Annotated in this window: 9 protein-coding genes and 1 pseudogene; 9 read left to right on the top strand and 1 reads right to left on the bottom strand. The window is 42.2% G+C overall.

Going from position 1 to position 13,025, the window contains the following annotated elements:
• Positions 1-138 precede the first annotated feature (138 nt).
• Positions 139-2,136 (top strand): thiol-activated cytolysin family protein, encoded by a 1,998-nt coding sequence (locus tag HT696_RS02530; protein ID WP_173283274.1) that lies wholly within the window; start codon positions 139-141, stop codon positions 2,134-2,136.
• A gap of 257 nt (positions 2,137-2,393) precedes the next feature.
• Here HT696_RS02530 and HT696_RS02525 read toward each other — a convergent pair.
• Positions 2,394-2,554: pseudogene (locus HT696_RS02525) on the bottom strand (helix-turn-helix domain-containing protein); the annotation flags it as partial.
• A gap of 274 nt (positions 2,555-2,828) precedes the next feature.
• On the opposite strand from HT696_RS02525, the gene rpsL reads away from it, so the two are divergent.
• From rpsL to HT696_RS02485, 8 genes are all read left to right on the top strand, one after another.
• Positions 2,829-3,242, top strand: coding sequence for a 30S ribosomal protein S12 (rpsL, locus tag HT696_RS02520; RefSeq protein WP_001142332.1), 414 nt, complete (start codon positions 2,829-2,831; stop codon positions 3,240-3,242).
• Positions 3,243-3,261: 19 nt separating this feature from the next.
• Positions 3,262-3,732: a 30S ribosomal protein S7 gene (rpsG, locus tag HT696_RS02515; protein ID WP_000087873.1), complete on the top strand. Its 471-nt coding sequence runs from the start codon at positions 3,262-3,264 to the stop codon at positions 3,730-3,732.
• A gap of 278 nt (positions 3,733-4,010) precedes the next feature.
• Complete coding sequence (gene fusA / locus HT696_RS02510; RefSeq protein WP_000090345.1) at positions 4,011-6,092, top strand: elongation factor G; 2,082 nt, start codon at positions 4,011-4,013, stop codon at positions 6,090-6,092.
• Between the two features lie 103 nt (positions 6,093-6,195).
• A complete protein-coding gene (locus HT696_RS02505) occupies positions 6,196-10,587 on the top strand; it encodes a PolC-type DNA polymerase III (RefSeq protein ID WP_173282982.1) in 4,392 nt (1,463 codons plus the stop codon).
• A 102-nt stretch (positions 10,588-10,689) separates the two neighbouring features.
• Complete coding sequence (locus HT696_RS02500; RefSeq protein WP_000047863.1) at positions 10,690-10,953, top strand: type II toxin-antitoxin system RelB/DinJ family antitoxin; 264 nt, start codon at positions 10,690-10,692, stop codon at positions 10,951-10,953.
• Positions 10,946-11,224, top strand: coding sequence for a type II toxin-antitoxin system YafQ family toxin (locus HT696_RS02495; RefSeq protein ID WP_042900272.1), 279 nt, complete (start codon positions 10,946-10,948; stop codon positions 11,222-11,224). The genes HT696_RS02500 and HT696_RS02495 overlap by 8 nt, the downstream gene beginning before the upstream one ends.
• 195 nt (positions 11,225-11,419) lie before the next feature.
• Positions 11,420-12,661, top strand: coding sequence for an aminopeptidase (locus HT696_RS02490; protein ID WP_173282981.1), 1,242 nt, complete (start codon positions 11,420-11,422; stop codon positions 12,659-12,661).
• A gap of 9 nt (positions 12,662-12,670) precedes the next feature.
• Positions 12,671-12,901 (top strand): GlsB/YeaQ/YmgE family stress response membrane protein, encoded by a 231-nt coding sequence (locus HT696_RS02485; protein ID WP_000901572.1) that lies wholly within the window; start codon positions 12,671-12,673, stop codon positions 12,899-12,901.
• The last annotated feature ends 124 nt before the right edge of the window (positions 12,902-13,025 follow it).

Raw genomic sequence — 13,025 nt, 5'->3', positions numbered from 1 at the left:
AATATCAGAAAAATTCAGCAAACGTTTTCTTCTTATTTTCTTGACTTTTTTGCTGGTTTGTGCTTGACTTTTACTTGAAATTTGATAGACTATAAACAAATAGGAAAACGTATTCATTTAAAAACGGAGGAATAAGGAATGAATCAAGAAAAACGTTTGCATCGCTTTGTCAAAAAGTGTGGACTCGGTGTGTGTAGTGCTGTTGTTGCGGCCTTTTTATTGAACGCTCAGGGAGTAGCTTTGGCTACAGAGCAAGGGAATCGTCCAGTTGAGACAGAAAACATTGCTCGTGGAAAACAAGCTAGTCAAAGTTCTACTGCTTATGGAGGAGCTGCTACACGAGCAGTGGATGGTAATGTTGATAGTGATTATGGGCACCATTCTGTAACGCATACAAACTTTGAAGACAATGCTTGGTGGCAAGTTGATCTTGGAAAAACAGAGAATGTTGGAAAAGTTAAACTTTACAATCGTGGAGATGGGAATGTAGCTAATCGTCTTTCCAATTTTGATGTTGTTTTGTTAAATGAAGCAAAACAAGAAGTTGCTCGTCAACACTTTGATAGTTTGAATGGGAAGGCAGAACTTGAAGTTTTCTTCACCGCCAAAGGCGCTCGTTATGTAAAAGTGGAGTTGAAAACTAAAAATACCCCATTGAGTTTGGCAGAAGTGGAAGTATTCCGTTCAGCAACAACTCAAGTTGGACAGGATAGAACTGCACCAGTAGTAGATCAAACATCAGCACTGAAAGACTACCTTTTTGGCTTGACTTATAATCCTTTGGATATTTTAACTCGCAAAGGAGAAACCTTAGAAAATCGCTACAACACAAGTGCTAAGGAACAAAATGGAGAGTTTGTCGTTGTAGAAAAAATCAAGAAAACCCTCTCTACAGGCACAGCAGATGTTTCCATCAATGGAAATCAAAATGTCTTCCTAGGTGGCTTGTATAAGGCAAACCAAAATCTGCTAGAAAATCAGCCAGAATTGATTAGTCTTGCCCGTGCAAAGGGGACAGTCAGCGTCGATTTACCTGGTATGATTCAGTCTGACAGCCGAATTGAAGCAGATCCTACAACTAGTGGTATGCAGTCTGCGATGAATACCTTGGTTGAAAGATGGACAAAGAATTACTCATCTAGCCATTCCGTTCCTGCCCGTGTTCAGTATGAATCAACTACAGCCTATAGCATGAACCAATTGAAAGCAAAATTTGGTGCAGACTTTGAAAAAGCAGGTGCACCGCTCAAGATTGACTTTGAGGCTGTGCAAAAGGGTGAAAAGCAAATTGAAGTTGTAAACTTCAAACAAATCTACTATACAGCGACATTTGATGCACCGACCAATCCAGCGGCTGTATTTGACAAGAGTTTGACACCTGAAGATTTAAAACAAAGAGGCGTTGATTCACAAACTCCACCTGTATATGTATCAAACGTTTCTTACGGACGTCAAATCTATGTTAAGTTTGAGTCAACAAGTAAGTCTACTGAATTAAAAGCAGCTATCAATGCGGTTATCAAAGGCGCAACAATTGCTCCAAATTCTGAATGGAGCCGTCTATTGAAGAATACTTCTGTAACAGCGGTAATTGTAGGAGGTAATGCTAGCGGTGCCGCCAAAGTTGTCACAGGAACAGTCGAAAACTTGAAGGAACTCATCAGAGAAGGAGCTAACTTTAGCGCTCAAAGTCCAGCTGTGCCAATCTCATATAAGACTGCCTTCCTAAAAGATAATGCCCAAGCAACTTTACAAAATAGTACAGACTATATCGAAACGAAGGTTACTTCTTACAAAAATGGCTTCTTGAAACTTCATCATAAGGGTGCTTATGTTGCGCGTTACTACATCTATTGGGATGAAATTACATATGATGAACAAGGAAATCCAGAAATCCGTTCACGTCAATGGGAAGATAACGGAAAAAACAGAACTTCAGGCTTCCAAACAGAGATTCAATTTAAAGGAAATGTCCGTAATCTTCGCATCAAGGTTCAAGAAAAGACGGGTCTTGTATGGGAACCATGGCGTACAGTTTACAACCGCACAGACTTACCACTAGTACAACAGCGTACAATTACACATTGGGGAACAACTCTAAACCCTAAAGTTGATGAAAAAATTGTGAATGAGTAACGATTTGATTTACTTGATTCGATAGTAAACAGTGAAGAGGAGGAACTTCGATTTCTCCTCTTTTATGATTGACTTTTGAGAGAATGAAAAGGGTAACTTCTATAGCAGCTTGAAACTAGAATAGTACGTTGCTGCTATTAAAACATTTCTAGAAATTAAGTTGACTTTCCCAATAGATTTGTTCATGTCTTATTTCAATTCAATATAAAACTAACTTCCAGTTTTCCACAACCTAGCTTTTAGTATGAGAAAAACGCGTTGTTACAGACATAAGGAGCTTTTTGAGAAGTGGGCAATCCGTGCAATCAGATTTGACGGATGTTGGATGCATGATGCGATTGCGCTTAATTTCCTTTGAAATCGTTGACGGACCTTTTCCCATCTTCTCAACGATGGAACGGAAAGTCTCACACTTAATTCCACCATAAAAATCCGTTTTAGACTAATTTCCACTTCGGCTAATCAAGTGGAAGTTAGTTTGAGAAGTTAGCCAGTGAAAAGATTAGCAATAAAAAAGAAAAACATCTTGACAAGCAAGGGAAAATTTTGTTACAATAATAGACGGTACTTTTTACTTTTGGTCTCTCAAAAGTGTACAGGGACGTGCTGACAAATGTTGCAAAAGTACACACAGATGATAGCTGTCACCAAGTGTATCATCACCAAAAATAAAAAAACACAGGAGTATGTAGATGCCTACAATTAACCAATTGGTTCGCAAACCGCGTAAATCAAAAGTAGAAAAATCTAAATCACCAGCTTTGAACGTTGGTTACAACAGTCATAAAAAAGTTCAAACAAACGTTTCTTCACCACAAAAACGTGGTGTTGCAACTCGTGTTGGAACAATGACACCTAAAAAACCTAACTCAGCCCTTCGTAAATTCGCTCGTGTACGTTTGAGCAACCTTATCGAAGTTACTGCCTACATCCCAGGTATCGGACACAACTTGCAAGAGCACAGCGTGGTTCTTCTTCGTGGTGGACGTGTAAAAGACCTTCCAGGGGTACGTTACCATATCGTCCGTGGTGCACTTGATACTGCAGGTGTTAACGATCGTAAACAAGGCCGTTCTAAATACGGTACTAAACGTCCAAAAGCATAAGGAAAGGGGATAAAGAGAAATGAGTCGTAAAAATAGAGCTCCAAAACGTGACGTATTGCCAGATCCGCTTTACAATTCACAACTAGTTACTCGTCTTATCAACCGCGTTATGCTTGATGGTAAACGTGGTACAGCTGCTTCAATCGTTTACGGTGCTTTTGAGCAAATCAAAGAAGCTACTGGCAACGATGCACTTGAAGTATTTGAAACAGCTATGGAAAACATCATGCCTGTACTTGAAGTACGTGCACGTCGTGTTGGTGGTTCTAACTACCAAGTCCCAGTTGAAGTTCGTCCAGAACGTCGTACAACACTTGGGCTTCGTTGGTTGGTAACAATCGCTCGTCTTCGTGGTGAACACACAATGCAAGACCGTCTTGCAAAAGAAATCTTGGATGCTGCTAACAACACTGGTGCAGCAGTTAAGAAACGTGAAGACACTCACCGTATGGCTGAAGCTAACCGTGCATTCGCACACTTCCGTTGGTAAGATTAAGATACTAAGGGCGTTAAAAAAGCGACTGAAAATTAGGAAGCTTGACGAAGAATCGAAGATTCTAGGAGAGCTTATCTATTTTCCGAGCTTTTAGCCCGGGTTCAAATTAGCTAAATCGATTAGTATTAGCTATAACTCAACTTACCATCTCGTAAGTCGAAACCAACAATAGCATGAAAAGATTGAGAACGGGTAGGTCCTGCCTATCCGTTTTTATTAAAATCGTGTTATAATAGAATAGAAATCAAAAATAAATAGGAGAAACAAACCTCATGGCACGCGAATTTTCACTTGAAAAAACTCGTAATATCGGTATCATGGCTCACGTCGATGCCGGTAAAACAACAACTACTGAGCGTATTCTTTACTACACTGGTAAAATCCACAAAATCGGTGAAACTCACGAAGGTGCGTCACAAATGGACTGGATGGAGCAAGAGCAAGAACGTGGTATCACTATCACATCTGCTGCAACAACAGCTCAATGGAACAACCACCGCGTAAACATCATCGACACACCAGGACACGTGGACTTCACAATCGAAGTACAACGTTCTCTTCGTGTATTGGATGGTGCGGTTACCGTTCTTGACTCACAATCAGGTGTTGAGCCTCAAACTGAAACAGTTTGGCGTCAAGCAACTGAGTATGGAGTTCCACGTATCGTATTTGCCAACAAAATGGACAAAATCGGTGCTGACTTCCTTTACTCTGTAAGCACACTTCACGATCGTCTTCAAGCAAATGCACACCCAATCCAATTGCCAATCGGTTCTGAAGATGACTTCCGTGGTATCATCGACTTGATTAAGATGAAAGCTGAAATCTATACGAACGACCTTGGTACAGATATCCTTGAAGAAGACATCCCAGCTGAATACCTTGACCAAGCTCAAGAATACCGTGAAAAATTGATTGAAGCAGTTGCTGAAACTGACGAAGAATTGATGATGAAATACCTTGAAGGTGAAGAAATCACTAACGAAGAATTGAAAGCTGGTATCCGTAAAGCGACTATCAACGTTGAATTCTTCCCAGTATTGTGTGGTTCTGCCTTCAAAAACAAAGGTGTTCAATTGATGCTTGATGCGGTTATTGACTACCTTCCAAGCCCACTTGACATCCCAGCGATCAAAGGTATTAACCCAGATACAGACGCTGAAGAAACTCGTCCAGCATCTGACGAAGAGCCATTTGCAGCTCTTGCCTTCAAGATCATGACAGACCCATTCGTAGGTCGTTTGACATTCTTCCGTGTGTACTCAGGTGTGCTTCAATCAGGTTCTTACGTATTGAACACTTCTAAAGGTAAACGTGAACGTATCGGACGTATCCTTCAAATGCACGCCAACAGCCGTCAAGAAATCGACACTGTTTACTCAGGTGATATTGCTGCTGCCGTTGGTTTGAAAGATACTACAACTGGTGACTCATTGACAGATGAAAAAGCTAAAATCATCCTTGAGTCAATCAACGTTCCAGAACCAGTTATCCAATTGATGGTTGAGCCAAAATCTAAAGCAGACCAAGACAAGATGGGTATCGCCCTTCAAAAATTGGCTGAAGAAGATCCAACATTCCGCGTTGAAACAAACGTTGAAACTGGTGAAACAGTTATCTCTGGTATGGGTGAGCTTCACCTTGACGTCCTTGTTGACCGTATGCGCCGTGAGTTCAAAGTTGAAGCGAACGTAGGTGCTCCTCAAGTATCTTACCGTGAAACATTCCGCGCTTCTACTCAAGCACGTGGATTCTTCAAACGTCAGTCTGGTGGTAAAGGTCAATTTGGTGATGTATGGATTGAATTTACTCCAAACGAAGAAGGTAAAGGATTCGAATTCGAAAACGCAATCGTCGGTGGTGTGGTTCCTCGTGAATTTATCCCAGCGGTTGAAAAAGGTTTGGTAGAATCTATGGCTAACGGTGTTCTTGCAGGTTACCCAATGGTTGACGTTAAAGCTAAGCTTTACGATGGTTCATACCACGATGTCGACTCATCTGAAACTGCCTTCAAGATCGCGGCTTCACTTGCCCTTAAAGAAGCTGCTAAATCAGCACAACCAGCTATCCTTGAACCAATGATGCTTGTAACTATCACTGTTCCAGAAGAAAACCTTGGTGATGTTATGGGTCACGTAACTGCTCGTCGTGGACGTGTAGATGGTATGGAAGCACATGGTAACAGCCAAATCGTTCGTGCTTACGTTCCACTTGCTGAAATGTTCGGTTACGCAACAGTTCTTCGTTCTGCATCTCAAGGACGTGGTACATTCATGATGGTATTTGACCACTACGAAGATGTACCTAAGTCAGTACAAGAAGAAATCATTAAGAAAAACAAAGGTGAAGACTAATCTGTCCTCACTTTAGAAGGAAGTCACTTAGTGGCTTCCTTTTGTCTTTAGAAAATACCTCTAAATATGGTAAAATAGTAGGAGAATAATGTGAGGAAAATGAATGTCAAATAGTTTTGAAATTTTGATGAATCAACTGGGGATGCCTGCTGAAATGAGACAGGCTCCTGTTTTATCACAGGCTGATATTGAGCGAGTTGTGGTTCATAAAATTAGTAAGGTATGGGAGTTTCATTTCGTATTTTCTAATATTTTACCGATTGAAATCTTTTTAGAATTAAAGAGAGGTTTGAGCGAAGAATTTTCTAAGACAGGCAATAAAGCTGTTTTCGAAATCAAGGCTCTGTCTCAAGAATTTTCAAATCAACTCTTGCAGGCCTATTATAGAGAGGCTTTTTCTGAGGGGCCATGTGCTAGTCAAGGTTTTAAGTCCCTTTATCAAAATTTGCAAGTTCGTGCGGAGGGCAATCAGCTCTTTATTGAAGGCTCTGAGGCGATTGATAAGGAACACTTTAAGAAAAATCATCTTCCTAATTTAGCCAAACAACTTGAAAAATTTGGTTTTCCAACTTTTAATTGTCAAGTCGAGAAGAATGATGTGCTGACTCAAGAGCAGGAAGAAGCATTTCATGCTGAAAATGAGCAGATTGTTCAAGCGGCCAATGAGGAAGCGCTCCGTGCTATGGAACAACTAGAACAGATGGCACCTCCTCCAGCGGAAGAGAAACCATCCTTTGATTTTCAAGCTAAAAAAGCTGCAGCTAAACCGAAGCTGGATAAGGCAGAGATTACTCCTATGATTGAAGTGACGACGGAGGAAAATCGTTTGGTCTTTGAAGGGGTTGTTTTTGATGTGGAGCAAAAAGTGACCAGAACAGGGCGTGTTTTGATCAACTTTAAAATGACGGACTACACTTCAAGTTTTTCTATGCAAAAGTGGGTTAAGAATGAAGAAGAGGCTCAGAAATTTGACCTCATCAAGAAAAATTCTTGGCTCCGAGTCCGTGGGAATGTGGAGATGAATAACTTCACACGTGATTTAACTATGAACGTGCAGGATGTGCAGGAAGTTGTTCACTATGAGCGGAAGGATTTGATGCCAGAAGGAGAACGGCGGGTTGAGTTTCATGCTCATACTAATATGTCGACCATGGATGCTCTACCAGAGGTTGAAGAAATCGTTGCGACAGCTGCTAAGTGGGGACACAAGGCGATTGCTATCACGGACCACGGGAATGTTCAATCCTTCCCACACGGCTATAAGGCGGCTAAGAAAGCGGGAATCCAGCTAATCTATGGAATGGAAGCCAATATCGTGGAGGACCGTGTCCCTATCGTCTATAACGAAGTGGAGATGGACTTGTCGGAAGCAACCTACGTGGTCTTTGACGTGGAAACGACGGGGCTTTCAGCTATCTATAATGATTTGATTCAGGTTGCGGCCTCTAAGATGTACAAGGGGAATGTTATTGCCGAATTTGATGAATTTATCAATCCTGGGCATCCCTTGTCAGATTTTACTACTGAGTTGACTGGAATTACAGATGACCATGTCAAAAATGCCAAACCACTGGAACAAGTTTTGCAAGAATTCCAAGAATTCTGCAAAGATACGGTCTTAGTTGCCCACAATGCGACCTTTGACGTTGGATTTATGAATGCCAACTATGAGCGTCATGGTCTGCCAAAGATTAGTCAGCCAGTTATTGATACACTTGAGTTTGCTAGAAATCTCTATCCTGAGTATAAACGTCATGGTTTGGGGCCTTTGACCAAGCGTTTTGGTGTGGCCTTAGAACATCACCACATGGCCAACTACGATGCGGAAGCTACAGGTCGCCTGCTTTTCATCTTTATCAAAGAGGTAGCAGAAAAACATGGTGTGACCGATTTAGCTAGACTTAACATTGATTTGATTAGTCCAGATTCTTATAAAAAAGCTCGGATTAAGCATGCGACCATTTATGTCAAGAATCAGGTAGGTTTAAAAAATATCTTTAAACTGGTTTCTTTGTCCAATACTAAGTACTTTGAAGGGGTGCCACGGATTCCGAGAACGGTTTTAGATGCCCATCGGGAAGGTTTGATTTTAGGTTCAGCTTGCTCTGAAGGTGAAGTTTTTGATGCAGTCGTTTCCCAAGGTGTGGATGCGGCGGTTGAGGTGGCCAAGTATTATGACTTTATCGAGGTCATGCCACCAGCTATCTATGCTCCCTTGATTGCTAAGGAGCAGGTCAAGGATATGGAAGAACTCCAGACCATTATCAAGAGTTTGATAGAGGTCGGCGACCGTCTTGGCAAGCCCGTTTTGGCTACGGGAAATGTCCACTATATCGAACCAGAAGAAGAAATTTACCGTGAAATTATCGTCCGTAGTTTGGGACAGGGGGCGATGATTAACCGAACTATCGGTCATGGTGAACATGCTCAACCAGCACCTCTTCCCAAGGTTCATTTTAGAACGACCAATGAAATGTTAGATGAATTTGCCTTTTTGGGAGAAGAACTAGCTCGTAAACTGGTTATTGAAAACACCAATGCCTTGGCAGAAATCTTTGAACCCGTTGAGGTTGTTAAGGGGGACTTGTACACGCCTTTCATCGAGAAGGCTGAAGAAACAATCGCTGAGTTGACCTATAAGAAAGCTTTTGAGATTTATGGAAATCCACTGCCAGATATTGTCGATTTGCGGATTGAAAAAGAACTGACTTCCATTCTGGGGAATGGATTTGCTGTGATTTATCTGGCATCGCAGATGCTGGTGCAACGTTCCAATGAACGGGGTTACTTGGTTGGTTCTCGTGGATCTGTCGGATCTAGTTTCGTTGCGACCATGATTGGGATTACCGAAGTCAATCCTCTCTCTCCTCACTATGTCTGTGGTCAGTGTCAATACAGCGAGTTTATCACAGACGGTTCGTACGGTTCAGGATTTGATATGCCCAATAAGGACTGTCCAAACTGTGGTCATAAACTCAGCAAAAATGGGCAGGATATTCCGTTTGAGACCTTCCTAGGTTTTGATGGGGACAAGGTTCCCGATATTGACTTGAACTTCTCGGGAGAAGATCAGCCTAGCGCCCACTTGGATGTGCGTGATATCTTTGGTGAAGAATATGCCTTCCGTGCAGGAACAGTTGGTACAGTAGCTGCCAAGACCGCTTATGGATTTGTCAAGGGCTATGAGAGAGATTATGGCAAGTTTTATCGTGATGCAGAGGTGGAACGTTTAGCCCATGGAGCTGCTGGTGTCAAGCGGACAACAGGCCAACACCCGGGGGGAATCGTTGTTATTCCGAACTACATGGATGTTTACGACTTTACGCCTGTCCAGTATCCAGCGGATGATGTGACGGCTGAATGGCAAACGACTCACTTTAACTTCCATGATATCGACGAGAACGTCCTCAAACTCGATGTACTGGGACATGATGATCCGACCATGATTCGAAAACTTCAGGATTTGTCTGGTATTGACCCTAATAAAATTCCTATGGATGACGAAGGTGTGATGGCTCTCTTTTCTGGGACTGATGTGCTAGGGGTAACACCTGAACAAATTGGAACGCCTACGGGTATGTTGGGGATTCCAGAATTTGGAACCAACTTTGTCCGAGGCATGGTCGATGAGACGCATCCGACGACTTTTGCGGAGTTGCTACAGCTCTCAGGTCTATCCCATGGTACCGATGTGTGGTTGGGAAATGCTCAGGATCTGATTAAGCAAGGAATTGCGGACCTATCAACCGTTATCGGTTGTCGAGACGACATCATGGTTTACCTCATGCACGCGGGTCTCGAACCGAAGATGGCCTTTACCATCATGGAACGGGTACGTAAGGGCTTGTGGCTCAAGATTTCCGAAGAGGAGAGAAATGGCTACATCGAAGCCATGAAAGCTAATAAGGTGCCAGAGTGGTATATCGAGTCTTGTGGGAAAATTAAGTACATGTTCCCTAAAGCCCATGCGGCAGCCTACGTTATGATGGCCTTGCGTGTAGCTTACTTCAAGGTTCACCATCCCATTTATTACTACTGTGCTTACTTCTCCATTCGTGCTAAGGCTTTTGACATCAAAACCATGGGGGCGGGCTTGGATGCCATCAAACGCAGAATGGAAGAAATCTCTGAAAAACGGAAGAATAATGAAGCCTCTAATGTGGAAATCGATCTCTATACAACTCTTGAGATTGTCAATGAGATGTGGGAGCGTGGCTTTAAGTTTGGCAAACTCGATCTCTACCGTAGTCAGGCGACAGAGTTCCTTATCGATGGGGATACCCTCATCCCGCCATTTGTTGCTATGGATGGTCTGGGAGAGAACGTTGCTAAGCAGTTGGTGCGAGCGCGTGAAGAGGGAGAATTCCTCTCTAAAACAGAACTACGCAAGCGTGGCGGACTCTCATCAACCTTGGTTGAAAAGATGGATGAAATGGGGATTCTGGGCAATATGCCAGAGGATAACCAGTTGAGTTTGTTTGATGAGTTGTTTTAAAAAAATTGTTTAATCATCTATTCAAAGAGGCTAACGTATATCTAATAGATTTACATTAGCCTTCTTTTTTGTTAAAATAGTCTATAGAAAGAGGGTGAGAGTATGTCAAAGACGAGCATGAGTATCCGTTTGGATAGTGAGGTCAAGGAGCAGGCCCAACAGGTGTTTAGTAATCTGGGAATGGATATGACAACAGCTATTAATATTTTCCTTCGTCAGGCTATTCAATATCAGGGTTTACCTTTTGATGTTAGACTAGACGAAAATCGGAAGTTGCTTGAGGTATTAACGGATTTAGACCAAAATCGTAATATGAGCCAATCCTTTGAATCAGTCTCTGACTTGATGGAGGATTTGCGTGCTTAAGATTCGTTATCATAAACAGTTTAAAAAAGATTTTAAGTTGGCTATGAAGCGTGGTTTGAAGGCAGAATTATTAGAAGAAGTTTTAAATTTTCTTGTTCAAGAAAAAGAACTTCCTGCTAGATATCGTGATCATCAATTGACGGCATCCAAGCATTTTCAAGGAGTTCGTGAGTGCCATATCCAGCCGGATTGGCTTTTGGTTTATAAAGTAGACAAGGAAGAATTGATTTTAAATTTACTGAGGACAGGCAGTCATAGTGATTTATTTTAATCTATTTTAAGGAGTTCAGGAAAAAACTTAAGAATATTCGCGGAAGATAAGCCGGCTGAGAAGATATTTGAATATCAATTAGAACTTGCTGATCAGACAATTCTTCTATCAACAGCACTTTTGTCAGGTGCCATTGCTTTAGCAGGATTATTCTCTGCTTTGAAAGAAAAATAAAAATAGAAAAGAGAAAATTACATGGTTTTACCAAATTTTAAAGAAAATCTAGAAAAATATGCGAAATTATTGGTTGCGAATGGAATCAATGTGCAACCTGGTCACACCTTGGCTCTTTCTATCGATGTGGAGCAACGTGAGTTGGCGCATCTAATCGTGAAGGAAGCTTATACCTTGGGTGCGCATGAGGTTATCGTTCAGTGGACAGATGATGTTATTAACCGTGAGAAATTCCTCCATGCTCCGATGGAGCGTCTGGACAATGTGCCAGAATACAAGATTGCTGAGATGAACTATCTTTTGGAGAACAAAGCTAGCCGTCTCGGAGTTCGTTCATCTGATCCAGGTGCTTTGAATGGTGTGGACGCTGACAAGCTTTCAGCTTCTGCTAAAGCTATGGGACTTGCTATGAAGCCAATGCGCATCGCAACTCAATCCAACAAGGTTAGCTGGACTGTGGCAGCCGCTGCTGGACTTGAGTGGGCTAAGAAAGTCTTTCCAAATGCTGCGAGCGACGAAGAAGCAGTCGATCTCCTTTGGGACCAAATCTTCAAAACTTGCCGTGTCTACGAAGAAAATCCTGTTAAGGCTTGGGAAGAGCATGTAGCTATCCTTAAGAGCAAAGCAGATATGCTCAATAAAGAACAATTTTCAGCACTTCACTACACAGCGCCAGGGACAGATTTGACACTTGGTTTGCCAAAGAACCACGTTTGGGAATCAGCTGGTGCTATCAATGCACAGGGCGAAGGATTCTTGCCAAATATGCCGACAGAAGAAGTCTTCACAGCGCCTGATTTTCGTCGTGCAGATGGTTATGTCACTTCTACAAAACCGCTTAGCTATAATGGAAATATCATCGAAGGTATTAAGGTAACCTTTAAGGATGGACAAATCGTTGACATCACTGCTGAGAAGGGCGATCAAGTCATGAAAGACCTTGTCTTTGAAAATGCGGGTGCGCGTGCCTTAGGTGAATGTGCCTTGGTACCAGATCCAAGCCCAATTTCTCAGTCAGGCATTACCTTCTTTAACACCCTCTTCGATGAAAATGCGTCAAATCACTTGGCTATCGGTGCAGCCTATGCAACTAGCGTTGTTGGTGGAGCGGAGATGAGCGAAGAGGAGCTTGAAGCTGCGGGGCTTAACCGTTCAGATGTTCACGTAGACTTTATGATTGGTTCTAACCAAATGGATATCGATGGTATCCGTGAGGACGGGACACGTGTACCACTCTTCCGTAACGGAGATTGGGCAAATTAAGGAGATAATATGTTAGGAAGTATGTTCGTTGGTCTCCTAGTGGGATTTTTAGCAGGTACTCTAACCAATCGTGGAGAGCGAATGGGTTGCTTTGGGAAAATGTTTCTCGGTTGGATTGGTGCCTTTATAGGGCATTTGCTTTTTGGGACTTGGGGACCGATAATAGCAGGAACTGCCATCATTCCGGCAGTACTAGGTTCCATGATTGTCTTAGCGATTTTCTGGAGACGAGGAAGTTAATTTCTTAAATCTGATACTCAATGAAAATCAAAGAGTAAACTAGGAAACTAGCCGCAGGTTGCTCAAAGCACTGCTTTGAGGTTGTAGATGAAACTGACGAAGTCAGTTCAAAACACTGTTTTGA

This window comes from Streptococcus sp. 9903 (genome assembly GCF_013276625.1).
In the GTDB taxonomy this organism is placed as follows: Bacteria; Bacillota; Bacilli; order Lactobacillales; family Streptococcaceae; genus Streptococcus.
The sequence above is the reverse complement of the archived record's forward strand: the minus strand, read 5'-3'. Positions and strand labels throughout refer to the sequence as shown.